The organism is Ketogulonicigenium vulgare WSH-001, from assembly GCF_000223375.1.
Taxonomy (GTDB): domain Bacteria; phylum Pseudomonadota; class Alphaproteobacteria; order Rhodobacterales; family Rhodobacteraceae; genus Ketogulonicigenium; species Ketogulonicigenium vulgare.
In genome coordinates this window covers 1,343,302-1,369,964 of sequence record NC_017384.1, presented here as the reverse complement: position 1 = coordinate 1,369,964, position 26,663 = coordinate 1,343,302, and the positions used below count along the sequence as shown (strand labels likewise).

Annotated in this window: 28 protein-coding genes; 20 read left to right on the top strand and 8 right to left on the bottom strand. The window is 61.6% G+C overall.

What is annotated here, in order from left to right; all coding sequences use genetic code 11:
• Complete coding sequence (locus KVU_RS06740) at nt 1-1,626, top strand: asparaginase domain-containing protein (RefSeq protein ID WP_014537808.1); 1,626 nt, start codon at nt 1-3, stop codon at nt 1,624-1,626.
• 9 nt (nt 1,627-1,635) lie between these two features.
• A complete protein-coding gene (locus tag KVU_RS06735; RefSeq protein ID WP_014537807.1) occupies nt 1,636-2,805 on the top strand; it encodes an MFS transporter in 1,170 nt (389 codons plus the stop codon).
• A gap of 20 nt (nt 2,806-2,825) precedes the next feature.
• Here KVU_RS06735 and KVU_RS06730 read toward each other — a convergent pair whose 3' ends face one another.
• From KVU_RS06730 to KVU_RS06705, 6 genes are all read right to left on the bottom strand, one after another.
• Entirely contained in the window at nt 2,826-3,119 is a 294-nt protein-coding gene (locus tag KVU_RS06730) for a hypothetical protein (protein ID WP_013384597.1), read from the bottom strand.
• On the bottom strand, nt 3,116-4,204 hold the full coding sequence (locus tag KVU_RS06725) for an LLM class flavin-dependent oxidoreductase (protein WP_013384596.1): 1,089 nt from the start codon (nt 4,202-4,204) through the stop codon (nt 3,116-3,118). Before KVU_RS06725 ends, KVU_RS06730 begins: the two co-directional genes overlap by 4 nt.
• A gap of 15 nt (nt 4,205-4,219) precedes the next feature.
• Nucleotides 4,220-5,074, bottom strand: coding sequence for an ABC transporter permease (locus tag KVU_RS06720; protein ID WP_013384595.1), 855 nt, complete (start codon nt 5,072-5,074; stop codon nt 4,220-4,222).
• Between the two features lie 8 nt (nt 5,075-5,082).
• Nucleotides 5,083-5,868, bottom strand: a complete 786-nt coding sequence (locus KVU_RS06715) for an ABC transporter ATP-binding protein (protein WP_013384594.1) — start codon at nt 5,866-5,868, stop codon at nt 5,083-5,085.
• Nucleotides 5,869-5,879: 11 nt separating this feature from the next.
• On the bottom strand, nt 5,880-6,893 hold the full coding sequence (locus KVU_RS06710; protein ID WP_236953055.1) for an ABC transporter substrate-binding protein: 1,014 nt from the start codon (nt 6,891-6,893) through the stop codon (nt 5,880-5,882).
• 69 nt (nt 6,894-6,962) lie between these two features.
• Nucleotides 6,963-7,466, bottom strand: a complete 504-nt coding sequence (locus KVU_RS06705; protein WP_013384592.1) for a flavin reductase family protein — start codon at nt 7,464-7,466, stop codon at nt 6,963-6,965.
• Between the two features lie 268 nt (nt 7,467-7,734).
• Here KVU_RS06705 and KVU_RS06700 point away from each other — a divergent pair, with 268 nt between their 5' ends.
• The 18 genes from KVU_RS06700 to KVU_RS06615 all read left to right on the top strand — a co-directional run bounded on the left by KVU_RS06700 (nt 7,735) and on the right by KVU_RS06615 (nt 23,761).
• Nucleotides 7,735-8,469 carry a GntR family transcriptional regulator gene (locus tag KVU_RS06700; RefSeq protein WP_013384591.1) on the top strand — a complete coding sequence of 245 codons (735 nt, stop codon included), beginning with the start codon at nt 7,735-7,737 and terminating at the stop codon, nt 8,467-8,469.
• Between the two features lie 195 nt (nt 8,470-8,664).
• Nucleotides 8,665-9,618 carry a Bug family tripartite tricarboxylate transporter substrate binding protein gene (locus KVU_RS06695; RefSeq protein WP_013384590.1) on the top strand — a complete coding sequence of 318 codons (954 nt, stop codon included), beginning with the start codon at nt 8,665-8,667 and terminating at the stop codon, nt 9,616-9,618.
• Nucleotides 9,619-9,695: 77 nt separating this feature from the next.
• Nucleotides 9,696-10,181 carry a tripartite tricarboxylate transporter TctB family protein gene (locus KVU_RS06690; RefSeq protein WP_014537806.1) on the top strand — a complete coding sequence of 162 codons (486 nt, stop codon included), beginning with the start codon at nt 9,696-9,698 and terminating at the stop codon, nt 10,179-10,181.
• A 3-nt stretch (nt 10,182-10,184) separates the two neighbouring features.
• Nucleotides 10,185-11,669 (top strand): tripartite tricarboxylate transporter permease, encoded by a 1,485-nt coding sequence (locus KVU_RS06685; protein WP_013384588.1) that lies wholly within the window; start codon nt 10,185-10,187, stop codon nt 11,667-11,669.
• Between the two features lie 22 nt (nt 11,670-11,691).
• Nucleotides 11,692-13,212: an MmgE/PrpD family protein gene (locus KVU_RS06680; protein WP_014537805.1), complete on the top strand. Its 1,521-nt coding sequence runs from the start codon at nt 11,692-11,694 to the stop codon at nt 13,210-13,212.
• A gap of 51 nt (nt 13,213-13,263) precedes the next feature.
• Nucleotides 13,264-13,902, top strand: coding sequence for a GntR family transcriptional regulator (locus tag KVU_RS06675; protein WP_236953054.1), 639 nt, complete (start codon nt 13,264-13,266; stop codon nt 13,900-13,902).
• Nucleotides 13,903-13,913: 11 nt separating this feature from the next.
• Nucleotides 13,914-14,828 carry a methylisocitrate lyase gene (gene prpB, locus KVU_RS06670; protein ID WP_014537804.1) on the top strand — a complete coding sequence of 305 codons (915 nt, stop codon included), beginning with the start codon at nt 13,914-13,916 and terminating at the stop codon, nt 14,826-14,828.
• Nucleotides 14,829-14,996: 168 nt separating this feature from the next.
• The gene (locus KVU_RS06665; RefSeq protein ID WP_013384584.1) at nt 14,997-15,701 is read left to right on the top strand and encodes a GntR family transcriptional regulator; all 705 of its coding nucleotides are present in this window, start codon (nt 14,997-14,999) and stop codon (nt 15,699-15,701) included.
• Nucleotides 15,688-16,200 carry a cupin domain-containing protein gene (locus tag KVU_RS06660; protein WP_013384583.1) on the top strand — a complete coding sequence of 171 codons (513 nt, stop codon included), beginning with the start codon at nt 15,688-15,690 and terminating at the stop codon, nt 16,198-16,200. The genes KVU_RS06665 and KVU_RS06660 overlap by 14 nt, the downstream gene beginning before the upstream one ends.
• Nucleotide 16,201: 1 nt before the next feature.
• Nucleotides 16,202-16,519 carry an NIPSNAP family protein gene (locus KVU_RS06655; protein WP_013384582.1) on the top strand — a complete coding sequence of 106 codons (318 nt, stop codon included), beginning with the start codon at nt 16,202-16,204 and terminating at the stop codon, nt 16,517-16,519.
• A gap of 9 nt (nt 16,520-16,528) precedes the next feature.
• Nucleotides 16,529-17,473, top strand: coding sequence for a 3-hydroxyacyl-CoA dehydrogenase NAD-binding domain-containing protein (locus KVU_RS06650; protein ID WP_013384581.1), 945 nt, complete (start codon nt 16,529-16,531; stop codon nt 17,471-17,473).
• Nucleotides 17,454-18,002, top strand: coding sequence for a TRAP transporter small permease (locus KVU_RS06645; RefSeq protein ID WP_013384580.1), 549 nt, complete (start codon nt 17,454-17,456; stop codon nt 18,000-18,002). The genes KVU_RS06650 and KVU_RS06645 overlap by 20 nt, the downstream gene beginning before the upstream one ends.
• 3 nt (nt 18,003-18,005) lie before the next feature.
• Nucleotides 18,006-19,265: a TRAP transporter large permease gene (locus KVU_RS06640; RefSeq protein ID WP_013384579.1), complete on the top strand. Its 1,260-nt coding sequence runs from the start codon at nt 18,006-18,008 to the stop codon at nt 19,263-19,265.
• 24 nt (nt 19,266-19,289) lie between these two features.
• A complete protein-coding gene (locus tag KVU_RS06635) occupies nt 19,290-20,261 on the top strand; it encodes a TRAP transporter substrate-binding protein (RefSeq protein ID WP_013384578.1) in 972 nt (323 codons plus the stop codon).
• Nucleotides 20,262-20,297: 36 nt separating this feature from the next.
• Nucleotides 20,298-21,113: an alpha/beta fold hydrolase gene (locus KVU_RS06630; RefSeq protein WP_013384577.1), complete on the top strand. Its 816-nt coding sequence runs from the start codon at nt 20,298-20,300 to the stop codon at nt 21,111-21,113.
• Complete coding sequence (locus tag KVU_RS06625; protein WP_013384576.1) at nt 21,110-21,862, top strand: SDR family NAD(P)-dependent oxidoreductase; 753 nt, start codon at nt 21,110-21,112, stop codon at nt 21,860-21,862. Before KVU_RS06630 ends, KVU_RS06625 begins: the two co-directional genes overlap by 4 nt.
• A complete protein-coding gene (locus KVU_RS06620; protein ID WP_013384575.1) occupies nt 21,859-22,644 on the top strand; it encodes an aspartate dehydrogenase domain-containing protein in 786 nt (261 codons plus the stop codon). Before KVU_RS06625 ends, KVU_RS06620 begins: the two co-directional genes overlap by 4 nt.
• 175 nt (nt 22,645-22,819) lie before the next feature.
• The gene (locus KVU_RS06615) at nt 22,820-23,761 is read left to right on the top strand and encodes a LysR family transcriptional regulator (protein WP_013384574.1); all 942 of its coding nucleotides are present in this window, start codon (nt 22,820-22,822) and stop codon (nt 23,759-23,761) included.
• Here the strand turns inward: KVU_RS06615 and KVU_RS06610 are convergent.
• Together KVU_RS06610 and KVU_RS06605 are read right to left on the bottom strand one after the other, a co-directional pair.
• Nucleotides 23,758-24,993 (bottom strand): M24 family metallopeptidase, encoded by a 1,236-nt coding sequence (locus tag KVU_RS06610; protein WP_013384573.1) that lies wholly within the window; start codon nt 24,991-24,993, stop codon nt 23,758-23,760. The two genes, KVU_RS06615 and KVU_RS06610, sit on opposite strands and share 4 nt — an antisense overlap.
• Before the next feature lie 62 nt (nt 24,994-25,055).
• Nucleotides 25,056-26,645, bottom strand: coding sequence for an ABC transporter substrate-binding protein (locus KVU_RS06605; RefSeq protein ID WP_013384572.1), 1,590 nt, complete (start codon nt 26,643-26,645; stop codon nt 25,056-25,058).
• Between the last annotated feature and the right edge of the window lie 18 nt (nt 26,646-26,663).

The window sequence follows — 26,663 nt, the reverse complement described above, 5'->3', positions numbered from 1 at the left end:
ATGCAAAAGATGCGTATCGCCCATGTGGCAGGCCCGAATGCTACGATCACCAATGCGCCCCCGCTGGTCACATCGAACAAGGCGCGCGCCAAGGCGGGCCTGCCGCTGCTGACGGATGACGCGGGCGCGCCCTCGCGCTTTGACCCCTTACGCGCGCAGCGTCTTGCCGCACCGGTCGAGGTCTTTATCGCCGCCTATTCCGCCCATCCTATGGAGGAGGACGCCGCCGATCTGTACGCGCCGCCCGACGGCTATCTGGACGAGGCTGGTCATTTCGCGCCCGTGGCCGATGGGGCCCATACCAAACCTGTCTACCGCGTGACGCTTGATCCCGCCGACGGGCTTTACCCGTTGCCCTATATGGGTCTGCAGGCGGATGGCTCGGCCTGGGACAGCGATGGCACCTCGCCCTTCGCCCCGCGCGAGAAATCCCGCCAGCCGTTCTTTCCCGATGGCCAGCGCCTGATCGAGGAGATCGACCGGCTGGGCGTCGATTCCACCGGCATTGGCAACAATGTCTCGAACCATGCCGAAATCAGCTATTTCCGCGTGCTGCCCTCGGCTGGTTACACCAAACAGGGCGAGGTTTCTGGCAAGGATTTCTTTCCCTACCGCCCCGCGCATCTGAATTTCTCGCCGCCGCGCAGTTCGCTTGCCACCGCCACGAATGATGTGCAACGGATCATGGATAGCGCGGATGTCGATGCGATGATCTGGACCCAAGGCTCGCCCCGGATCGAGGAGACCAGCTATTGGTTCTCGCTGTTGATCGACACCGTGAAGCCGATCTGCGCCAATGCCTCGCAGCGCTATACGGGCCAGATCAGCAATGACGGGCCAAAGAATGTCGCGGATAGTGTCGAATGGCTGACTTCGGGCGTCTGGGCGGACGAGCAGGGCCGCAATATGCTGGGCGCTGTCATGGCGCAGGATCAGCGCGTCTATGCGGCGCGCGAGGTGGTCAAGGTCGATGCCCGCCCCGGCGGCTATGATGCGGCGGGTGGTCACGGCGGCATCCTTGGCGGGGCGGGCGGCGTTGCAGGTTCCGTACTGCGCTATATCCCTGCGATGAAACACACGTGGAAGTCTGATCTGCGCCTGTCGCAATTGCCAACGCATGTGCCAGGCCATGCCGGCCCCGTGCAGATCAAGGATGCGGAGGGTTGGCTGCTGCCGGATGCGATTCCAAAGGTCGCGATCACCAAGGACAGCAGCTATTCCGAGGAAGGGTTCGATAGTGACCCCGATCAAGAGGTCGATGTCATTGCCCTGATCGAGAAACTGCCCGGCTTTGCGCCTCTGTGCGGTCTGGTGTCCGAGGGGCTGAACCCCTATGGCAAGCCTGCATCCAGCGCCCGTAACGCGATTCTGCGCCGCGCGGCATTTAGCGGCTTTCCGGTGGTGAATGTCGGGCGCGGTAATACCGAAGGCTTTGCGCTGGCGGGTGGGCCGTTCATCGCGGGATCGAACCTGACGGCGGTCAAGGCGCGCATTCTTCTTATGGCGTGTATCTTGAAATTCGGTATGTTGCCCAAAGCTGCCAACCCCAAAGCGCCCACCCCGGCCGAGGTTGCAGCGGTGATGGCCGCGCTGAAACCCTTCCAGCAGGTCTTTGATACGCATTGAGAGACGGCTTTGACTGACACGACCTCTGCGCGGGATGACGTCTCGCGCAATATCTATATTGTTATGGCGGCTGGCCTTGCGGGCAGCGCTAATATCCGATCGCTCGACAGCGTGCTGCCGCAGATTTCTGGTGAAATGGGCGTCAGTCTGGGGCAGGCGGCCTATTTGGGCGCGGGTTATGCGCTGGCCTATGGCCTGTGCCAATTGCCGTTCGGGATGCTGGGCGACCGGATGAACCGGTTGTTTCTGGTCAAGGTTCTGACCTGCCTGTCGGTCGCGCTGCTGATCGTCACCGCCTTTGCCCCCAATTACCCCGCGCTGCTGGGCCTGCGGATTCTGGCGGGGGCGGCAAGCTCTGCCATTATCCCGCTGTCGATTTCCTATATCGGCGACAATGTCCCGTTCGAGCGGCGCCAGATGGTGCTGGCGATGAATATGACGGCGATCACCACCGGCATGGTGCTGGGGCAGGCCTTTGGCGGCATCGTGGCGGATGTCACCGGCTGGCGCGGTATCCCGATTTTTATCGCGCTGCTGTATTTGCCTGCGGTGGTTGGGTTCTGGGGCCAAAAGCGCAGCGGCGGTGCGGCGAAACCCAGCCCATTGCCCCTTGGCACCGCCCTTGGGCGGATCGCGAAAACGCCATTCTCGCGCGCCGTGCTGGGCGCAGTGTTTGTAGAGGGCGCGCTGATCATGGCGATGACCGCATTCTGCGCGATCATGCTGACGCTGCGTTTTAACATGCCGCTCAGCCTTGTCGGGCTGTCGATGGCGCTGGTCGCCTTTGGCGGTGTGATGAACCTGCCGGTGCTGAAATACTGGCCCGCCGGTTGGGGGATGCGCGCGCATTTCATGGCCTCGGGCCTATGCGCCGCGCTGGGCTATGGGTTGGTGGGGCTGTCGCCGTATCTGCCGCTGACGCTGGTGGGCCTGTTCCTGGCTGGCCTTGGCAGCACCGCGATGCATAACAATCTGCAGACCTTCGGCTCGCAGCTTTTGCCCGAGGCGCGCGGCACCGGCTTTTCCACCTTTGCGACGACGTTTTTCCTCGCACAATCGGCGGGAAGCCTTGTGCAGGCTTTTGTGCTGGATCACGTCGGCATCATGTGGGTGTTTCTGTGGCCATTGCCATTGATCATCGCGCTGTCACTGTGGTTTCCGCGCCTGATGCGCAAATAGAAAAGGCCCCTGCGGGGGCCTTATTCTTTGGTGAAAACCTCGCGGCTAAAACCCGCGATCAGCTTTCCCATCTCCTCGCGCTGCACCGCGAAATCGGGGCTGAGGGCGCGGGCCGCCATATCGGCATCGAATGCCGCGCGATCGGGGTACTGGCACAGCCAGCGCACCACAGGCCCGGTGCCATCCACCAGCAGATAGACATCCCCGCGCGGCAGACCCATCGCCGCGCGGACATCGCAGCCGCGTTTGCGATGGGCAAGGACGGCCTCTGCCATGCCATCGTGCGGGGTATAGCTGGTGATCTCGAGGATCATTTCGCCAGCGTATCCGACAGGCGCACGCCCTGATCCAGCAGCAGACGGCGCAGCTCGGGCACGCTCTCCGTGCCAAAGATTTTCAGATCCTCTACAAAGTCGATAAAGGTGAACTGGATCGCATCAAGGCCCGATGTCGTGATCATGCTGGCCAGCTTTGCCGCCACGGTTTTCGGCGTGCCGGTGACGGGTGTGCCGTTGCCGAACCCGATCACACGGGGGTCACGCAGGTAATCGGTGCGCACCTTATAGCTGCCGCGATTGTCCCGCTCGAACGAGGCGATCAGGTTATCCAGCGCCTCGTGGTCGCGCTCGGCGATCAGCGTGTCGAGTTTTGCGGCCGCTTCCTCATCGGTCTTGCCGAAAATCAGCATCAGGTTCGTCGCGGCTTTCAGCGGCGTGTCGCGCCCCGCGCTGGCCTCGCGCAGGCGCTGCATCACATTCGGCTCGCCGCCCACGAATTGATAGTCGGAATGTTTGACGCCAAAGGCCAGACCTTCGCCCGACAGACCCGCCGAGACGATCTGGATCGCGGGGCGCTGCACGGGTTTGGGGTCGCTGACGCAATTGGCGACCTGAAAGAAACGTCCCTCGAACGTGGTGCGGTCCTGCGACCACAGCAGCTTGATCAGCGAGATCCATTCATCGGCATATTGATAGCGATAGTCGGTATAGCCCTCGGGGACGACGCCCAACTGCTCGACTTCTTCCAGCGTATTGCCGGTCACGATATTGATGCCGAACCGGCCGCCCGAAATCCCGTCAATCGTCGCCAGAATTTTCGCCGCTACAGCGGGTTTATACAGCAGCGGATTGATCGTCGCGAAAATTTTGATCCGGCTGGTTGCCGCGGCCAGCGCAGGCGCCATCGAGATCGGCTCGATCGTTTCTTTCCAAAAATCGGTCGCGCCGCCAAAGCCCATCCATTTTCCCATGGAAAACAGATAGTCGAGGCCAAGATCCTCGGCCGTCTGCGCGATCTCTCGGTGCAGGGCGAAGCTGGGTTGATATTGCGGCGCGGCCTTTGACATCAAAAAGCCGTTGCTGCCCACGGGCATGAAAACCCCAAGTTCAACATGGCGCATCACAGAAGTCCTTTCTTAACGCTCGCGCGTCATCGCGCTTTCGTGCCAGCGGCGCAGAAGCAGTTTCGAGATGAATGAAGTCAGAATGAAGATCGCAACCCCGGTCAGCGTGATCAGCAGCAGGGCTGCAAACAGGCGGGGGATGTTCAGGCGGCGCCCGGCCTCGAGGATGCGAAACGCGAGGCCCGCTTTCGATCCGGCGGCGCCGGCCGTGAACTCAGCAACGACCGATCCGATCAGCGCAAGTCCGCCCGCGATATTCAGGCCGGCGACAAAATACGGCAGCGCGGTTGGGATTTTCAGCAGGCGTAGCTGCTGCGATTTTGACGCGCCATAAAGTTCAAACAGATCGACAAGGTTATGATCCGCGCTTTTCAGCCCCTGCACGGTATTCGACAGGATCGGAAAGAAGGCGACCAGAAAGGCACAGATCAGCAGCACCGCCTCGGTCGAGGGGGCATAGACGATCAACAGCGGCGCAATGGCGACAATCGGTGTGACCTGCAACACGACGGCATAGGGATAAAGCGCGATTTCCGCCCAGCGCGATTGCGCGAACAGCAGCGCCGTCAGCGCGCCGCCGACAATCGCCAGCAGCAGCGCGGAAAAGGTGATCAGCAGCGTGATTTGCAGCGCATCCCACAGGATCGGCCAGTCGGTGACAAAGGTGGTGACCACATCCCACGGGCGCGGCAGGATATAGGGCGGGATATTATTCACCCGCACGGTCGTATCCCATGCGATCAAAAAGACGATCAGTGTTGCCAGCGGCACCAGCACTTCCATCACGCCGCGCATCCGCAGCAGCATCATGATCGCCGCGCCAAGGCTGGGGGTTTCCACCGGAGCGGTTTCGCTTTTATCAGTCATGGCTGGCCTCAATGTGCGGCAATGGCCTGCGCGTCCATCGTCTCATGCAAAGCATGCGAGAGGTCGCGGGCGACGGCGGTAAAGACGGGATCTGTGCGCAAATCGGGGCTGCGCGGATGGGGCAGCGGCACCGGCGCGTCTGCGATGACGCGGCCGGGGCGAGGCGCCATGACCACGACGCGCGACGACATATAGGTCGCCTCGAACACGGAATGGGTGACGAACATCACGGTCCAGCCATGGGTTTCCCACAGCCGCAGGATGTCGTCGTTCAACTTTTGACGGGTGATTTCGTCCAGCGCGGCAAATGGCTCGTCCATCAGCAGCAGCTTTGGCCGCGTGACCAGGGCGCGCGCGATGGACACGCGCATCTTCATCCCGCCCGACAATTCGCGCGGATAGGCGGTGCGGAATTTCGACAGGCCCACCATATCCAGCGCCTCGTCGATACGCGGCTGGGCCAGCTTTTTCGACATGCCCTCAAGGCGCAGCGGCAGCCAGACATTGTCGGTCACACTGGCCCAAGGCATCAGCGTTGGTTCCTGAAAGACAAAGCTGACGGGGTGGCTCTCGCCCTTTTGCTTGACGGGCTTGACGATCTGGCCGGAGCTGGGTTGCCCCAGCCCCGCGACCAGCCGCAGCGCGGTGGATTTGCCGCAACCCGATGGCCCCAGCAGGCTGACAAATTCGCCCGCCTGAATATCCAACGACATGCCCGTCAGCGCGAGCGTGCCATTCCCGTAACGCTTTTCCACATTGCGCAGCGATACCAGCGGGGCCATCGGATCAGTCATATCAACCCTCGTTATTGTGCAGCGGCGTCGGGAAACAGATCGGCACCGACGTTCTTGCAGACGAAATCGGTGGTGAAGGACGAAGCGTAATCGACATCCGCCGTCATCACGCCCGCCGCGACCATTTCGTTGAAAAACGTCTCGATCCGGCCGCCGTCCATACAGCCAAGGCCGCCCGCGATCGCCGCGTCCCACATGACCATATCAAGGGCCAGCATTTGCTGGCGCGAGAATGCGATCTGCTCGTCTGTCATCTCGGGGTTATCTTGCTGGATCAGCGCGTTACCGGCGCTGGGATCGCCGTACATGTAGTTGTACCAGCCGATGATCGAGGCATCGACGAAACGCTGCACCAGATCGGGATCGCTGTCGATCAGCGGTTGCAGGGCGACGATCTCATCGGCGTAGCCACCAAAGCCGTAATCGGCCAGCAGAAAGACAGCGGGCGCCCAGCCGGTGCGGTTCTGGATGTCGAACGGCTCGGACGTGACATAGGATTGCATGCCCGAATCCGGATCGGCGATGAAAACGGCGGGGTTATAGGTATAGGGCGCGTATTGCGCGTCGCTGAACCCTTCGTATTTACCCTTCATCCATTGGAAGAAAGTGTCAAAGCCGCTGCCCCCCAGATACAGGGTCGGCAGGCCGGCCAGATCGCCAAGATCGTCAAATCCCTTGTCCGGATGCGCCAGCAGTGCCTGCGGGTCCTTTTGCATAAAGGCCGCGACCGAGACGACCGGAATGCCGCGCGCCACCGCGTCAAGGTTCGACAGGGTCGAGCTTTGCATGAACTGGATTTGCCCTGCGGCCAGGCGCTGCATCATCGGGGTTTGCGGCCCGCCCATGACGATATCAACATCCAGACCAAAGGATTCGTAAGTGCCATCGGCCAGCGCCTGATAAAAACCGCCTTGCTCGGCCTGCGCCAGCCAGCCGGTGCCAAAACTGACAGAGGTCAGCTCTTGCGCATGGGCGGCGCCTGCGCAGGTCGTGGCCAACAGCGCGCCACGCAATAAAGTCGTCATCTTCATTCTGCTTGTTCCCTTGTTGGACCGTTTTTGCCGTCATTCTGACCGGACAGCTTGCGGATGGGTTTAGGCGAGGGGGGTGAACCCGCCTGCGCCGCCTTGGAAATAAACAAGTGGCTCCGCGCCTTGGGCGGCGGCGCGGGTGGCGATCACCGCACCGATGATCAGGCTATGGGTGGCCGCGTCGATGACCTGCGCGATCTTGCAATCCAGCGCGGCAATCGCCTCCATCTGCACTGGCGCACCTGTCACCAACTGCCCCCAGCCCGCGCCAGCAAAGCGCAGATGCCGCTGATCCGGGCTAGAGAACAGCCCCACCAGATCGGCCTGTTCCCGCGCCAGAAAACTGACGGCAAAAAGGCCAGAGGCCAGCAGCGGCCCATGCATCGACGCGCTTTTATTGACGCAGATCAGCAGTTGCGGCGGCGCGGCCGACAGGGAATTGACCGCCGTCGCGGCCATGCCATGGGGCGCGCCATCAACCCCGCGCGTCGTGACCAGCGAGACGCCACTGGCCAGCCCGCGCATCGCGCCGCGAAAATCAACAGGAGGGTTGGTCATGTCATTCATCGAACATCCGAGGCCTTGCGAATCGTGGTCACTGCCCAAGGGTCAATCCGCTGTGCGATTGCCCTTTGCGTCATTTTGTGATTTCAAATTGAGATCACGATATTAAATTTCACTTGCAGCCCCGCCTCAGTCTGATTTCGGCTAATAAATGTGCGAAAAATGAGGGGGCGGCACAGAATTTGGCCCCGACTTGCTGCGGTGGGCTGTTATAAGACCAGACCAATGGGGGCGGCAGCGGGGCAGCGCTGTTCAGTGATAGCGAGGATGCATGAGCAACGACGACAATCAGGACACCGGCGCAAAGAAATCACAGACCATGCAGGCGGTGGTGCTGAACCGGTTGCGTGACGGGTTGATCGAAGGCGCGCTGATCCCGGGGCAAGTCATCAGCATCCGCAAATTCGCCGCGATGTTCGGCACCAGCCCGATGCCGGTGCGCGATGCGCTGTCGCAATTGGTGGCGGCGAATGCGCTGCAGGAACTGCCCAACCGTTCGGTCTGTGTGCCGGTGCTGTCGCGCGAGCGGATCGAAGAGCTGTTCGCCGTCCGTGCCATGCTGGAATGTCGCGCCGCCCGTCAGGCCTGCGCGCGTGCGACACCTGAACTGGTCGCCACCTTGCGCGAGTTGCACAGCCATGTCGATGGCATCGCGATGAAACAATCCGCGACCAAACATGCCGTGCTGCGCCGCAACCGCAAGTTCCACTTCACGCTGTATGCGGGCGCGCAAAGCGAGATCCTGATGCCGCTGATTGAATCCCTGTGGCTGCAATGCGGCCCGACGCTGTTCATGACACTCGAGACCGCGAATGCGACGCGTGCCCATGATGCGCATCTGCAAATCATTAACGGCATGGCTGCGCGCGACCCCGATATGGTCGCATCCGCGCTAGAGCGCGAGATCCGCGAGACGGGCGAGACGCTTCTGGCAGGCTATGACGACCTTATGTCCTTTGGCCCGTTGTCTTTTGCGATGAAGGCCGAAGATCCGTTGCGCCTGTAAAACACTCCGATTTTGCGAAAGCCTCAATCAAATCCTGCTGTTAGGACGCGGGATGCTGTGTTGCGTCGAAAAATTGCAATTCTGTCGACACAATTTCGATTGACGGCACATATGGGAATGTAATTCACTCACATCATGTCATTCTGCCGACAGAGTTGGGAGGCTCTGGGTAGCGTGGCTTTGGGGAGGAAAACCATGTTCATCAAGAAAGTCATCGCGCTTGGCGCGACAACGGTTATGCTTGCCTCTGCGGCAAGTGCAGATGTTTCGGTGATGATCCCGGCGGGGCCGGGGGGCGGCTGGGATGGCACGGGGCGTCAGGCCTTTAACGCCATGAATGCCGCTGGCATCTATACCGAGGGCGTGAATTTTACCAATACCGGCGGCGCAGGCGGCACAATCGGCCTCGCTGCGTTCCAAAACAGCGAGGCGGGCAAGGCGGATGCGCTGGCAGTCTTTGGCGCGATCACCGTAGGGTCGATCATGCTGAACAGCTCGCCCATTGATCTGTCGACCTATACGCCCATCGCGCGGCTGACGGCGGAATATCTGGTGATCGCGGTCGATGCGAATTCGCCGATCCAGACGCTGGACGAGTTGGTCGCGGCGATGCGTGAAAACACGGGTGCAACGCCGGTCGGCGGCGGATCGGCGGGCGGTGTGGACCATATAGCGTTGGCGCTGCTGGCGCAGGCGGCCGAGGTGCCGGTGGCTGATCTGAACTATATCCCGCAGACCTCGGGCGCGGAAACCGTGACGGCGATTGTGAACGGCACGCTGCAAGCGGGGATTTCGGGCATTTCCGAATTCGCTCCGTTCCAAGAACAGGGCCGTATCCGCATCCTTGGCATCACATCGAATGAACGCCACGCCAGCCTGCCGGATGTTCCGACCTTTGCCGAGGCGGGCTATGCGGTCGAGATTGCCAACTGGCGCGGTATTCTGGGCGCGCCCGGCATGCCCGCTGACAATGCCGCCGAATGGGTCGCGCGGTTCGACCAACTGTCCGAGACGCCGGAATGGGCGCAAGTGCTGGAGACCCAAGGCTGGGATTCCTTCTATCTGTCGGGCCCCGCATTCGGTGAATTCATCGGTGCCGAGAACGAGCGGATTGGCGAGATCCTGAAGGGCGCTGGTCTGATCCAGTAACGTCACGGCTCTGCAGCGGTGGTGCGTGATCGCCCGCCGCTGCCCCATCTCCACGCGACATCCCGAAAGGGGACATTATGCTACGCTATCACGCAGCACGCCCTTACTGGCTTGCGGCAGGGGTTATCGGCTTGGGCGCTGTCTGCATCTGGGGCGCGACCTATCTGCCGGGGGCAAGCCGTTATGCCGGCATCGGGCCGGGGGCTTTCGCGACCATCGTCGGCACCGTTCTGGTTTTCCTCGGCGGTATCCTCGCCGTTCAGATCGCGCGCGGCGCAACGTTCGAGGCGCAATCGACCGAGAATGCGCAGGGCGATACGCCCGTGAATTATAAAGCGCTGGGCCTGGCGCTGCTGGCCGCTGCTGTGCCGATTCTGACGATCAAGGCGCTGGGCCTGCCGCTGACGGCAATGATCAGCTTTACGCTGGTCTCGCGCGCTTTTGGGTCAAAAATCCTGCTATGGGATCTGCTGACCGGGGCAATTCTGGGCAGCCTCTCGTGGGTTTTGTTCAACGCACTTGGCCTGCAACTGGGCGGCTTCCTGCCCGTCGCGGGGGTATAAAATATGGATAGCCTTCAACAACTTATCTATGGCTTTGGTGTTGCGCTGCAACCGATGAACCTGATGTGGGCGCTGATCGGATCGATCCTGGGCACGGCGATTGGCGTGCTGCCGGGGATCGGCCCAGCGCTGACCATCGCGCTGTTGCTGCCCGTCACCATTTCCATCGCGCCGACGGCGGCGTTCATCATGTTCGCGGGCGTGCTTTACGGGGCGATGTATGGTGGATCGACCACCTCGATCTTGATCAATACGCCGGGCGAAGCGGGGTCGATGATGACCGCGCTGGAGGGGAACAAGATGGCGCGTGACGGGCGCGGCGCATCGGCGCTGGCCACTGCCGCCATCGGGTCGTTCGTTGCGGGCACGATTGCGACGATCGCGCTGACGTTCGTCGCGCCTTCGGTCGCGGAACTTGCGTTCATCTTGCGGCCTGCGGATTATTTCGCGCTGATGGTAGTGTCGTTCTGTTCCGTCGCGGTGGTGCTGGGCGCATCGCGCGTACGGGGGTTCATCTCGCTGTTCATCGGCCTTGCGCTGGGCGTTGTGGGCATCGACCAAATGACGGGTCAGCCCCGCCTGACCTTTGGCGTCGCCGAAATGCTGGACGGGATCGAGCTGACCGTCGTGCTGGTCGCGCTGTTTGCGGTGGGCGAGATCCTTTTCGTCGCCTCGCGCTATGACAAAACCCGCGAGCGGCCGATGAAAGTCGGTGGCAAATGGTTCACGCGCGAGGATTTTTCCCGCTCGTGGAAGCCTTGGCTGCGCGGCACGGTAATCGGCTTTCCCATCGGCACGCTGCCTGCGGGGGGCTCTGAAATCCCGACCATGCTAAGTTACACGCTGGAACGAAAGCTGGCGAAAAAGCCCGAGGAATTCGGCCATGGCGCGATCGAGGGTGTCGCCGGCCCCGAGGCTGCGAATAACGCCGCTGCCGCCGGTATCCTTGTGCCGCTGCTGACGTTGGGCCTGCCGACCTCGGCCACTGCTGCGATCTTATTGGCGGCGTTCCAGAACTATGGGCTGCAACCGGGGCCGAACCTGTTCAATTCGAACCCGGAATTGGTCTGGGGGCTGATCGCATCGCTTTATATCGGCAATGCCATGCTGCTGGTGCTGAACCTGCCGCTGGTTGGGATCTGGGTCAAACTGCTGTCGATCCCAAAGCCGCAGCTTTACGCTGGCATCCTAATCTTTGCGCTAATCGGGATTTGGGGCGTCTCGGGATCGGTCGTCGATCTGATGCTGATGGTTGCGATTGGTCTGATGGGCTATGTCATGCGCGTCTATGATTTTCCCATCGCGCCGGTGCTGATCGGCCTGATCTTGGGGCCGATGGCCGAAAACCAGCTGCGCGTCGCGCTGGCCTCGCGCCAAGGCAATCCGATGGTGCTGCTGGAAACCCCGACCTCCGTTGTTCTGCTGCTGGTAGCATTGGCAACCTTCCTTGTGCCGCTGGTGCTGCGTCGCCTGCGTGCATCCGCCTAATCCTTTGATGAGAGTATTGAAAATGAAGACCTATGAGGTGAGGGTGCATCCCTCTGCCGCGCAGCTTCCCCGCGACGAGCAACTGGCTTGGCATATCGCAAGTTTCGCCGCCAACCCCGGCGCGCTGGACGCGGATGTGCTAGAGATGATCGCCTGTCGGATCGTGGATAATGCCTCGGTCGCGCTGGCGGCGATCAACCGCCGGCCCGTGGCCTCGGCGCGGGCGATGGCGCTGGGCCATCCACGCAAAGGCGGCGCGACGCTGTACGGCCTGCCCAGCACGCAAAGGTTCGATGCGGAATGGGCCGCTTGGGCGAATGCAACGGCAGTGCGAGAGCTGGATTATCACGACACATTCCTTGCCGCCGAATATTCGCATCCTGCAGATGCGATCTCGCCCCTGATCGCGGTGGCGCAACAGATGGGTGTCACGGGTGCTGACCTCGCACGCGGGATCGCCGTGCATTACGAGGTTCACGTCGCGCTGGTCAAAGCGATCTCGCTGCATAAATACAAAAAGGACCACGCGGGCCATCTGGCGCCTGCGACCACCGCGGGCATCGGCGCCATGCTGGGTCTGCCCGCCGAGGTGATCTATCAGGCCGTCGGGCAGGCGGTGCATCTGGCCTTTTCTACCCGCCAAAGCCGCAAGGGCGAGATTTCCAGCTGGAAAGCCTATGTCCCCGGCTTTACCGGCAAGCTGGCCGTCGAATGTATCGACCGCGCCATGCGGGGCGAGGGTTCGCCCTCGCCGATCTATGAGGGCGAGGATTCCGTGATCGCCTGGATGCTGGGCGGCAAAAATGACGTCTATCATGTCAGCCTGCCGCTGCCGGGCGACTCTCCGCGCGCGATTTTGGAAACCTATACCAAGGCGCATTCGGCCGAATATCAGGCGCAGGCGCTGATCGACCTTGCGATCGAGATGGGCCACCAGATCCCTGACCTTGATCAGGTGGCAAGCATTCTGCTCGAGACCTCGCATCACACGCATTACGTCATCGGCACCGGCGCGGCGGACCCGCAAAAGTCCGACCCCGAAGCCAGCCGCGAGACGCTGGACCATTCGATCATGTATATTCTGGCCGTCGCGCTAGAGGATGGCGATTGGCACCATGTGGACAGCTATACGCGCGCGCGGGCGCGGGCGGCGGACAAGCGCGGCTTGTGGCACAAGATCACCACCGTCGAACACCCGGATTGGACCGCGCGCTATCACGAGGAAGACCCAGATAAGCGACAGTTCGGTGGCCGCATCATCATCACGCTTAAAGACGGCACCGTGATCGAGGGCGCGCGCGGCGTGGCTGATGCCCATCCCAACGGCAAAGCGCCTTGGGGCTGGGACGCCTATGTCGGCAAGCTGAACACGCTGGTCGGGCAGGAATTGGGCAGCGCGGGCGTTCAGCGTTTTACCGATGCCGCGTATCGGCTGGCCAGCCTTGCGGCCGCCGAGATCGACCTGTTAATCCCCGCCTTGCCCGCAGGCACGGTGGAACCCAGCACCATCACGGGCGAGGGGATTTTCGATCGCGGGCTGTGATCAATGGCGGGCCCTGCGCATTGCGTGCGGGGCCATAGGATGGGCGACCAGATGACCAAGGAACAGGACGACAGCCTTGTCGACCGCGTATATAGCCGCCTTCTTGGCGAGATTTTGAACGGAACATTGGCCCCCGGGGCCAAGCTGTCCGAGCCAAAGATCGCCGCGACCGAGGATGTCAGCCGCGCCCCCGTGCGTGAGGCGATCCGCCGTCTGGAAGAGCGCGGTCTGGTTACCCATCGCCTGCGCCAAGGCGTTCGCGTCATTGTGCCTGACGAGACGATGCGCGCCAATCTGATGGCCGTGCGCGGCGCGCTCGAGGGGTTGGCCGCGCGCCAAGCCGCTGAAAACGCGACGGATAGCGAGCGCGCCAGCCTTGCCGTCATGCTGGATGCGCATCGCGACAAGCTCGAGCGCGAGGGGCCGGTCGATTACTGGCAGTCCAATGTGAACACCGACTTTCACCACCGCGTGGCGACCTTGTCGCGCAATAGCCATCTGATCGACCTGATCAACGACCGTTTCTGGCCCCTGTTCCAACTGGTGCGCCGCGCGCGCCGCGACGAGCCGGGGCGTATTCGCCGCTCGTATGTCGAGCATCGCCGCATCGCCAACGCCATCATCGACCGCGATGGCGATGTGGCCGAACTGCTGATGCGCCGCCATATCGAAGCGGCCTTTATCACCTGAGGGAAACCGCCATGACCTATCTTGTTGCCGCAGACCTGCCCCGTGAAACCGCAGGGAGCCGCTTTCGCGCGCTGCTGAACAGCCCTGGTATTTTGCGTCTGCCCGGCGCCCATAACGGACAGGCGGCGCTGCAGGCCAAGGCGGCGGGGTTCGAGGGGCTCTATCTGTCGGGCGCGGCGATGACGGCCAGTATGGGGTTGCCCGACCTTGGCATCATCACCGTGGATGAGGTCGCATTTTTCATCCGTCAGATCGCCCGGGCGACCGGTCTGCCGCTGCTGGTCGATGGTGACACTGGCTATGGCGAGGCGTTGAACGTCATGCATATGGTGCGCGTCTTTGAAGAGGCGGGCGCGGGTGCCGTTCATCTGGAAGACCAGCTTTTGCCCAAGAAATGCGGCCATCTGAACGACAAGAAACTGGCCAGTGCCTATGATATGGCCGCCAAAGTCGCCGCAGCCGCCCGCGCGCGCCGCGATCTGGTGATTGTGGCCCGCACCGACGCCGCAGCCAGCGAGGGGATCGAGGGCACCATTGCGCGCGCGAAACTTTATACCGAGGCAGGCGCGGACGCGATCTTCCCCGAGGCGCTGACATCCATCGAGATGTTCCGCGCGGTGCGCGCCGCATTGCCCGGCGTAAAGCTTTTGGCAAATATGACCGAATTCGGCCGCACGCCGGCGCTTACAGCGCAGGAATTTCAGGATCTGGGCTATGATATGGTGATCTGGCCGGTGTCCTCGCTGCGCGTTGCGAACAAAGCGCAGCATAAGCTGTATCAGGTGCTGGCCCGCGATGGTGCGACCACAGCCATGCTGCCCGAGATGCAGACCCGCGCCGAGCTGTATCATCTGATCGGCCTGAATGATTTCGAGGCGCTGGATAGCTCGATCGCTCTCAGCATCCCGCCCGCGCCGGTGGGCTGATCCTAATTTGACCATGGATTTGCCTAAATAATAGGCGAAGCCATGGTCATTTCTGTCGTCGGCACTGTATTTTCTTGTCAGGACCAGTCTTGGCATAAAGTGTATATAGTTATGACGACAACAGATTCGACAGATAAGCATACAGCCCGAAACGCGCGTAGTGGGAATATGGTGGATATCATCCACCGTCATCTGCGCCGCATGGTTGTGGAATTCGACCTTCGCCCCGGCGAGCGGTTGAACGAGCAGGTGCTATGCGCCCAGCTTGAAATCGGGCGCACGCCGCTGCGCGAGGCGATCAACCGTCTTGTCGCCGAAAAGCTGGTGGTTGCGCGCCCGAACAAGGGCTTTTACGTGCGCGATGTGAACCCCGAGGAAATCGCGCATCTGTTCGAAGTGCGCGAAGTTCTGGAAGGAGCGATTGCGCGGCTGGTGGTCGCGCGTGCCAGCGACGCCGAATTGATCGACCTGCAAGGGTTTTGGCAGAATGTGCTGGAAAACTATGCCCATGCCGAACCCGAGGATCTGCTGGCGCAGGATATCATCTTTCACGAACGCCTTGCCCGCCTGACGCAGAACGACGAATTCGCCCGTCTTGTCGCCGATATCAACGACCGCGTCTATCTGGTGCGCTGGGCAGTGCTGCAGGGTGATGCGCGCAAAAATACATTTGACGAACATGCGCAGATCATCAGCGCCTTGATCGCGCGTGATGCGGATCGGGCGGCCAGCCTGATGCAGCAACATGTCGGCAAACGCACCGGCGCCCTACGCCGCGCGATCGCGGACGGGCTGCTGCATGTGATCTCAAAATCCTCGGCCGAGCTGCGGGTGATTGATCTTTCAGAAGGAAATGACAGTGACGACGACTGAAACGCCGCCCGCCGGCGGGGCGCTGGTGCGCCAATTGGCCGATGCGGCCAGCTATTGGCAGCCGGTGCCCGCCAATGGTTATGTCACCTGCATTATGACAGATGCCGATGTCGGGGCCGAAACCCCCTTTGGCGTCGGGATGCAGACCATCGCGCCCGGCGGCTGCTTTGTGCGCCCCCATGCGCATGACAAGAACGAGGAAGTGATCCATTTCGTCTCGGGCACCGGCCGGATCGAACTGGATGACGGGGCCGAAGTGCATCGCGGCACCCCCGGCACCACCGTCTATATCGGCAAGAACCGTCGCCATTCGTTTGTGAATGATGGCGATCAGCCGCTGACGTTTTTCTGGCTGTTGATGCCTGCGGGCCTCGAGCCGTTTTTTGCCGCTATCGGTCGCCCGCGCGCGGCAGGAGAGCCTGCGCCCGCGCCATTCCCGCGCCCCGAAAATGTCGCCCAGATCGAGGCGCAGACCGTATTCGCACCCCCAAAGGCCTGACATGCGCATTATCGAAGAACGCCACTATCGGATCAAACCCGGTCTCGCAGCGCAGTTTGCCGCGATCTATCACGAATTCGGCCTGCCGATCCAACGCGAGTATCTGCAAGATTTCATTGGCTATTTCCTGACCGAAGTGGGCGAATTGAACGGTGTTGTCGCGATCTGGGGTTTCGACAGCATGGATACGCGGCTGCAGCAGCGCGACCGGATGATGCAAGATCCCCGCTGGCAGGACTATTTGCAGCGCGTGCTGCATCTGATCGACCATCAGCAAACGCGGCTGATGCGGCCGACCAGCTTTTCCCCCATTCAATAGGCGCGCATTATGATCGGGATCGTCGGTTGCGGCATTATTGGGGCGTCTTGGGCAGCGGTGCATCTGGCGCATGGTCAAGATGTGCTGGCCTATGACGCTGGGCTGGACATAGAGGTGCTAGAGGCGCGCATTCTTGGCATCTTGCATGACAGTGGCCTGACTGCGCAGGGAAAGCTGCGCGTGGCCAGCAGCCTGTCGGATTTCGCCACTGATGTCAGCTATGTGCAGGAATCTATCGCCGAGGATCTGGCTGTCAAACAGGCGCTGTTCGCCCAGCTGGATGCCATCTGCCCGATGAATGTGATCCTTGCCTCGTCGTCGTCGGCGCTGCCTGCCAGCGTGATCGGCGCGGGGCTTTCGGGGCAGGGGCGGATTATCATCGCCCATCCCGCCGCGCCGCCCCATGCCATGCCCGCCGTCGAGGTCGTGCCATCGCCCGCAACTTTGCCACAGGTCACCGACCGCACCTGGGCGCTGATGCAGGCCGTCGGCCAAAAGCCGGTGCTGGTGCAGCGCGAAGTGCCGGGGTTCGCGATGAACCGGATGCAAGCCGTGCTGCTGTTCGCGATGCTCGACATGATCGCCGAGGGGATCGTAACGCCCGAAGGGGCCGATACGATCATCCGTGAAAGCTTTGGCCAACGCTGGGCGCTGATGGGTCCACTCGAGGGGGTGCACCTGAACGCGCCGGGCGGCATCGCCGACTATTTTACCCGCTACAAGCCAATGTTTGCAGGCTTTTGCGGCCCCGATCAATCTATCGACGACCTGCTCAATCCGCAGGTTTTAGCCGCGCTGGACGCCTATGGCCAAAGCACCTGTGGTCTGGATCACATCCCGGACCGCCAGGCATGGCGCAACCGCAATCTGATTGAACTGAAAGCCTGGCGCAAAGACCGGGCCTGGACAAATCCCCCAACACAGAGGAACGCCGATGCTGGGACGCTTGGCTGATATCTTTATCCGGGTGATGGATGGCGTGAACCGCCTGACGCTGTGGCTAATGGCCGGGCTGATGGCGCTGATGACCGCTGCAATCACCATTCAAGTGCTGGTGCGTTTCACCGCCAAGATGCAGGGCATTCGCATGTCTGCGCCTTGGACCGAGGAACTGGCCCGCTATGCGATGATCTGGATCGTCTTTCTTGGCCTTGGTCTGGGATTTCGCCACCGCATGTTGATCGCCCTGACCTTTGTCGTCGAAAAGCTGAACCTGCGCTGGGGTCAGGTGCTGCAATATATCGCGCTGGCCATCAGCTTTGCGTTTTTGCTGGTGCTGTTTGATCTGGGCATGGGCGCGGTTGGCTTTGGCGCGATGGAAAAATCGCCGGTGCTGAAGATCCCCAAGACCTGGGTCTATTGGTCGATGCCCGTGGGGGCCGTGCTTGCGTGCCTGAACATTATCACATTGGTGCTGGTCACGCTGCGCAGTGGGGGCGATATCCGCCGCCCCGACAGCGACCTGCAGATGACCGAGGATTGATCCATGGCCATGCTTTTCGTCTATCTCGTCATGCTGTTCTTTGCTGCCGTTCCGATTGCGCTGGCATTGGGGATCGCGCCGCTGCCTGCGCTGATGGCGCGCAATATCCCGCTGCAAATGGTGCCGCAGGCGATTTTTGAATCGCTCGACAGCTTTGCCCTGATCGCACTGCCGTTCTTTATTCTGGCGGGCAAGCTGATGGACAAGGCCTCGATCGCCGACAGGCTGGTCGAGCTTGCACATGCGATGGTGAACTGGTTCCGGGGCGGCCTGGGTGGCGCATCCGTGCTGGCGACGATGTTGTTCTCGACCGTTTCGGGCTCGTCCTCGGCAACGGCGGCGGCGGTTGGCGGCATCGTCATTCCGAAAATGGGGAAATCGGGCTATCCGCGCCCCTTTGCGGCCGCCGTGGTCGCATCCGCGGCCGAGCTGGGGATCATCCTGCCGCCCTCTGGCGCGATGATCATCTATGGCGTCGTCACCGGGGCCTCGATCAAGGATATGTTCCTGGCGGGGATCATTCCTGGCCTGATGATCGGTTTTTCGCTGTTCGTGCTGACGGCGTTTATCTCGTCGCGCAAAAAATATGGCACGGCAGAACGCCTGAGCATCGCCGAATGGGCCGCGAATGTGTGGCAGGCCTATAAGCGCGCCTTCCTGTCGCTGTTCATGCCCGTGATCATTCTGGGCGGCATTTATACCGGACTGTTTACGGCCACGGAATCGGCCGTTGTCGCGGTGATCTTTGCGCTGGTTTTGGGCATGTTCGTCTATCGCACGATCAAAATCCGTGATCTGCCGGGCATCTTTTGGTCATCGGCCATATCCGCCGCCGTTGTGCTGTCGATCGTCGGCTTTGCCTCGGTTCTGGCGGCGGCCCTGTCGCTGTATCAGGTGCCGCAAAAGACGGCTGCGCTGATCTTTTCGATCTCGCGCGATCCCTATGTGGTACTGCTGTTGGTCAACGTGCTGCTGCTGGTCATCGGCATGTTCCTCGAGGCCTATGCCGCGATCATCATCCTCGCGCCGGTGCTGGCGCCCGCGATGCTGCTGCTGGGGATCGACCCCATCCACTTTGGCATCATCATGATCGTCAACCTTGCGATTGGCATGGTGACGCCGCCGGTGGGGGTCAACCTTTTCATTACCTGTTCAATCGCCCGTATCTCGCTTGAACAGATCCTACGGCCCTTGGTCGCCTTCGTCGCGGTGCTGTTGGTGAACCTGATGCTGATCACCTATGTGCCGCTGCTTCTAAAATAAAATAAGTCAAAACAGGGAACGACAATGCATAAGACACTTGCTTTCACCGCCGCGCTGCTGGCCAGCACGATTGCGGCCCGCGCCGAAACCGTCATCAATGTGGCGCATGTGCTGGGCGATACCTCGTCCTACCAAGTCACCGCCGAACGCCTTGCCGAACTGGTGGCCGAGCGTTCGAACGGCGAGATGAAGATTGAAATCTTTGGAAGCTCCGCCCTGGGCGGCGAGCTGCGTCTGGCGCAGGGCCTGCGTTCGGGCACGGTGGATATCGCCTTCGTCTCGACCGCCTCGCTGGAAGGGATCATCCCCGAGACCAAGATCTTCGCGCTGCCCTATTTGTTCGACAGCAAGCAAAGCACCTACGACATCCTCGCCTCGGATCTGGGCACCGAGCTGCTGGCGACCTTTGCCAATTACGACATCATCGGTCTGGGCTGGGGCGCGATCTATGAACGCTCGATGCCGTCGATGCGCCCGGTTGAAACGCTGGCGGATCTGGATGGGATGAAAATCCGCACCATCCAATCCACCGGCTATGTCGCCGCCTATGAGGCTCTGGGCATGCAGCCGACGCCGCTGGCCTATGGCGAGCTGTTCCTCGCGCTCGAGGCGGGCATCGTTGATGCGGCTGAACTGGCACCCGATCAAACCGTGGGCGACGGGTTTGCGCAGGCGATTGGTCATTACGCGCTGACCCGTGTGCATATGCTGCCCGCACCGCTGCTGGGCGCACCGGCGCTGATGAACCGCCTGACCGATGCAGAAACCGAGATCCTGATGGGCGCCATCCCCGAGGCGCTGCAAGCCGGTATCGACGCCCATAACGCGGCGACGGACGCCGCGCTGGAAACCATGCGCGCGAACGGCATTGTTGTGACCGAGCCTGACCTTGCCCCCTTCCGCGAGGCGGCGCGCACCGCTTGGCCGGTGATCGTCGCGGAACTGCCCGGCGGCGAGGAGACCCTTGCGAAATGGCAAGCCGCCATCGCTGAATAAGCCCCTTGCGCCCGCAGTCCTATGGCTGTGGGCGCTATGACAGAAGATCACATGCCGCGTGAATTCATCAGCAAAAACGGTGCGATCAGCATCGTCCACGACGAGGGGCAGGGGCCGCTTGTGGTACTTGTCTCGGGCCTTGGCGGCACGGCCGCCTTTTGGCAGCCAGTGCGGCAGGCGCTGGCGAGGCGTTATCGCGTCATCAGTTTCGACCAGCCCGGTTGCGGCGACGCGCCTGTCTGGGGCGGTGTGCCCAGCGTGAGCGGCCTTGCACAGATGCTGGCAGAGATACTGGACGGGGCCGTGCCCGCGATCATGATCGGTCATTCCACCGGCGGCGCCATCGTGCAGGATTACCTGTCGCAAGCGCTTGGCCCTTTGCCGGATGCGGCGGTGCTCAGCGGCACTTGGGCACAGCCCTGTCCCTATATGAAGGCGCTGTTCGCGCTGCGATTGCGCAGCCTAAAGACGGATTACAGCGGTGATGTCGCGCAATATCGTGCGATGACGCGGCTGCTGGGCGCGGCGCCGGCTGATATTCTCAGCGATGACTTTGCCGCGCTTCCGCCGCAAGTCGACCACGATTTTGCGCGCACTCAAGCGCTGCGGATGCAGGCGCTGCTGGCCTTTCAGGGTGGCGCGCTGCCCGATCTGCCTTTGCTGATCTTGGGTGCGGCAGATGACCGGATCATTCCGGCTTATCACCAGCAGGCGCTGGCCGCCGCCAATCCCCGGGCCCATTTGGCGGTGCTGCCCGAAGGCGGCCATTTCTTTCCCCAGTCACGATCCGACTGGTTCATCCGCGCGCTGGACGATGGGCTGGCCGCATCAAGGCAAAAGAGCAAGCAATGAACCTCACCACCAAAACCGTTCTGATCACCGGCGCGAAACAGGGGATCGGGGCCGCGATCCTGCGCCAGGCCGTTGCAGCCGGCGCACATGTCCATGCCGTCGACCGTGATCGAAACGCCATGCAGGCCGCAGTCGCGGATCTGGACAATGTCACCTGTTGGCAGGGCGATGTGACCAATGCGGCCGAGATTGCCGCTATATTCCAGCAGATTGGCGCGGTTGATGGTCTGGTGAACTGCGCCGGTATTGTCGCCCAAGGCAGCCTTACGGTGTCCAGCGAAGATGATTTGCGCCGCACGCTAGAGGTCAACGTGATCGGCGCGGCCAGCATGGCACGCCATGCCGTCGCGCTGGCATTGGACGCGGGCCGCAAACTGTCGATCGTGAATATCGCATCGGTGATCTCGTCGCTGCGGGCCGGAAAGTCCCGCTTTGCCTATGGCACGTCAAAGGCTGCGGTGATTGGCATGACGAAATCCATCGCGATGGATTACGTGCGCGATGGCATCCGCTGCAATGCGATCTGTCCCGGCACCATCGACACCCCCTCAATGCGCGAGCGTATCGCCAGCGTCGCCCCTGATTTCGGCGGTCTCGACGCCGCCATGGCAGCCTTTAACAACCGCCAGCCCATCGGCCATATGGGATCGGCGGAGGAAATCGCTGCGCTGGCCTGTTTCCTGCTGTCGGATCAAACCAGTTTCATGACAGGTTCGATCATCACCGCGGATGGAGGATACGGCCTATGATCAGGGTCACGGTTTTGGGCCTGGGTGCGGCCGGTCTGCCGGTCGCGCTTGCGCTGCAGGCGGGGCAGGTGCCCGGTATGATGCTGCATTCGGTTGCGGCCTCGACCATCGGCCGCGCGCAGGCCAAACTGCCAGACGTGTCGGCGCATCTGGCACAAGACATTGATGCAATGGGGGATTTGGTGGTCGAATGCCTGCCGCCTGCCGCATTCGCCGCCGTGGTTGGCCCCATCGTGCAATCAGGCCGCGATGTTCTGGTGGCCAGTGTTGGCGGCCTGCTGAACGCGCCCGAGGTTGCGGCCTATGCCGGGCAGGGCCGCATCTTCTTGCCCAGCGGCGCGCTGGGCGGTTTGGACGGCGTGCGCGCGATCGCCGCCAGCGGAAATGCGCAGATGCGTTTAGCCAGCGAAAAGCCAGTCGCGGGATTCGAGCAATCCGCATATCTGACCGCCAAAGGGATCGTGCTGGCGGATCTGACCACGCGCACCTGCCTGTTTTCCGGCCCCGCGCGTGAAGGCGTCCGGCTGTTTCCAAAGAATGTAAATGTCGTGGCCGCGCTTTCCTTGGCCGGGATCGGGGCGGATGACACGCAGCTCGAGCTGTGGGCAGATCCCGATGCCACCACCAATCAGCACAAGGTGACCGCGATTGGCCCCGCCGCCCATTTCGAGGCATTGACCATCAATCTGCCTGATCCGCAGAACCCTCGCACCAGCGCGCTGACCGGGTTTTCGCTGATCGCCGCCCTACGCAATATCGCAGCGCCCATTCGCTTTGCATAAGTTTCTTATGCGAAAATCTATCCATAATACGAACGAAATTCGTGCAACCATGGTGAAACCTGCCTTGAACAATGCAGGGGTGTAAAAAGCGCCCCTGCGTCATGTGACCACACTTTCATTTACGCTAGGTTAACGCAGTATCATGGTTACGCCAGTTTCATATTTGGGTAGCCCCGTGAACCAGCCTCTTCGCCTTTTGCAGCCCGATATCACCGACCTCGAGCGGATCCATCTGATCGCCGCTTTCGTGGCCGTCGCCGAGGCCATGAGCTTTGCCCGCGCGTCCGAGATTGTAAACGTCTCGGCCTCGACCCTCAGCCGCAAGGTCGCGCGGCTCGAGGATATGCTGGGCACGCGGTTACTGGAACGCACGACGCGGCGGGTGGTGTTCACCGATCTGGGCGCCATCTATTTCCGTCACTGCCGCGAGGTGCTGGACCGGCTGAAAGAGGCGGATGATGTCATCGCCTCCTATCATTCCGAGCCGCAGGGCTTGCTCCGGGTCTCGTTCCCGGTCGCCTTTGGCCGCCTCGCGCTGCCCGGCATCATCGCTGATTTCATCGCGACCTATCCCAAGGTGAAGGTCGAGGCGAATTATACCGACCGTTTTGTCGACCTGCTCGACGAGGGCTATAACGCCGTCGTGCGCATCGGATCGCTGCCTGACAGCAGCCTTGTTGCGCGTAAAATCGGCACCAATCGCAAGCAGCTCGTTGCCTCGCCCGAATATATCGCGCGCTATGGCCGCCCGCAAAACCCGGCAGAACTGGCCGCCCATCACTGCCTGTGTTTCTCGCGCTATGTGCGGGGCGGCACCACCTGGCAGTTCAAACGCGGCGAGCAGATCGACACGGTCCATGTCAGTGGCGATTTCCGCTCGGACTCGTCCGAAGCGATCTATGAGGCCGCCTGCCACGGCGCGGGTATCGGCATTATCGCCAATTATATCTGCGGCGAAGCGGTCGAGCGTGGCGATCTGGTGCCCTTGCTGCCCGAATGGACGGTTTGGCCCGAGACCAGCTTTTACGTCTGCTATGCCTCGAACAAACACCTGCTGCCCAAAACCCGCGCCTTTTCAGATTTTCTGGTGCAGCGCCTGCGCAACACGCTGCGCTAACCCAGTTGGGTGAGCGCGCGCGGCAGTTTGTTCATCACCTCGATACCGGTCTCGGTGACCAATAGCTGATCTTCGATCATCATGGCGCCGGTCCCATGCAGATACATCGGCACCTCAAAGGCCAAGACCATGCCGGGCAGGATTTCCTCGGGGTTTCTGGCGGAAAAGAACGGCCATTCCTCCATACAGGCGGCGCCGATAGAGTGGCCGAAATGGCCGCGGCAATAGCTTTCGGGCAGGCCTGCCTTTTTCACCGCATCCAGCACCGTGCGATGGACATCGCCGAATGTCGCACCGGGGCGGATGGCCGTGATGCCGGCCTCGAACACATCCTCGATCGCGGCAAAGATCGTTCGCACCATGGGGCTAGGCGCACCCATGACATAGCTGCGCGTGCCATCGGACAGGTAGTTTTCGACCGCGACGCCCATATCCGCTTTGATCAGATGGCCGTTTTCCAGCACGGGATCGCGGATGATCAGGTTCGGGCCAACCGCGATCCCGGCGCGGTCGCCGCTGATTTTAAACCCATGTGCGCTGGCTGCGCGCGCCGCGCCGTCGCGCCACAGCCGGTCCAGCTCGGACCTGGCCATGCCGATCTGGGCGTGATCGGCCATATGCAAAAGGCCCGCCTCAGAGGCGAGGTTCGCATTGCGCAGGCAGGCGATCTCATGCGCCGTCTTCACGCTGCGAATGCGGTCGAGCAAAGCAGATCCGTCGACCCAGGTGACACGGGGCAGGGCTGCCTTCAGCCGCGCCAGATCGTTCGCGGGGATAAAGGCCATGTCGATGCCGACGCGCGCATTCGCCAGCCCGCGCGTGGTCAGCAGATCGCCGATCAGCGCATTCACCAGATCGCGGTCAAACGTCTCGGGCCGCGCGCCGCCCAGACCCTGTGCCTTATAGGCCCGCGCCAGACTATCAAGTGGGGCGGGGTGGTCACCGTCCGAGATATCGACGTAATCGATCCATGTCGGATGGGTGATCAGTTCAATCGCGCCTTGGGCCGAGGGGCCGAAATGCAATTGGTGGTCGGACAGGATCGCCGCGATGGATGCGCCCGGATCACATGGCACCAGCGCCGCACAGGCCCCCGCCCGCCGAAAAGCCGTCGCCACACCCCCGTCCAGCCCCGTTGCATAGCGAAAAGATTCAGGTTCAAACAGCAACAGGGCATCCAGCCCCGCCTCGGACATGAACCAAGAGGCGCGAGCGCGGTCGATGTAACTCATGAGACTTCCTTTGACTTCAAGAGAGTGGGGCCGCCCGTTGATCTGGGCGGCCCTTTGCGGCGTCAGGCGATATACATCCGGGCCATCGAGCCCTCGAACCCTTCGGCATTGGTGGAATGGTCGCGCAGACGCTTGTTCGAGATGGTCTGCCAGGCGGCCTGCACCAGCGGAAAGCTTGGGACATCCTCCATCACCTTGCGCTGCACATTGTGCCATAGCGCGATCCGCTCGGCGGTGTCATTGGACAGCGCCGCAGCTTCCAGCCAGGCGTCGACTTCGGCGTTCTGGTATCCCGTGCCATTCGAGAAGGCGACGCCCTTGATGATATTCTTTGACCAATACAGGCGCTGCACCCCGACCTGTGGGTCGAACAGGTTCGAGATCGAGGCAAGATGCAGTTGATAGGCCTGATCGCCATAAACGCGGCTGATCAGCGTGCCCATGTCCTGACCGCGCAATTCGATCGCAATGCCGGCGCGGCTCAGTGCGGCGCGCAGGAATTCACCCAGCAGACGCTGGTCATCGCCGACATATTCCATCGTAAAGCTGACGCCACCCGGGTGGCCCGCCTCGGCCAGCAGCGCCTTGGCGCGGTCGATATCCACGGCATAGGGGTTCCCCTCGGCCAGGTGGAAATCCTTGTGATAGGGCACGACGGGCGAGGCCGAGGGCGTTGCGTAATTAAAGAATACCACGCGGTTGATCATCTCGCGGTCGATGCAATGGGCGATGGCTTGACGGATGCGGATGTCGGCCAGCAGCGGGTCACGCAGGTTCGCCTCGACGATGATGATGTTCGGCGGGTCATAGGCATAGCCCTGTTCGGTAAAATCGACGACGCCGGTGGCTTGCAATTGTTCGATGTCGCGGAACGGGATCGGGGTGCGATAGCCAATGTCGATATCGCCGGTTTCAAAGGCGATGGTGCGCGCGGCGGCATCAGGGATGAAACGCGCCACAAGGCGGTCGACTTTGGGCAGTTCGGGGTTCCAATAGGCGGTGTTCTTGTCCCACAGCACATGCGAGCCGCGCACCCATTCGCGGAACACGAAGGGTCCGGTGCCGATCGGCGCGGTGTTGTTCGGATGCGTCAGGACATTCTCGCCCTCGGCATACAGGTGGCTGGGAACGATGGGCGTTTCCATCGACGAAAAGGCGCGCAGCAGAAAGCTGGTCGGGTTCGCCAGATGCAGGATGACGGTGTGGTCGTCCGGCGTCTCGACCTCGGTGATCTGCGCAAAGGTCGAGCGGTTGCGCGAATGGAATTCCTTTGAGGTCAGGATGGTGAATTTCACGTCTTCGGATGTGAAATCCTCGCCATCATGCCATTTCACGCCCTCGCGCAGTTTGAACGTATAGGTCAGCCCGTCTTCGGACACGTCCCATTCGGTCGCCAGCAGCGGCGTCGGGTTCATGTCGTGGTCGAATTCCAGCAGCCCTTCGGACACATGCGCCGACCAGATCAGGCTGGATGTGTTGACAAAGGACAAAAGCGCCGGGGCCTCGTTTGGTGCCATCATCGTGACCACGGTGCCCTCTTGTGCAAAGGCGACCGAGGGGATGAGGCCGCCGGTCAGCAGCCCCGCTGTGGCGGGCGCAGCCGCAAGTCCTGCAAGGACCGCGCGCCGCGATAGTTTGGTGGAATGGGTCATGGATAACTCCCTGGGATG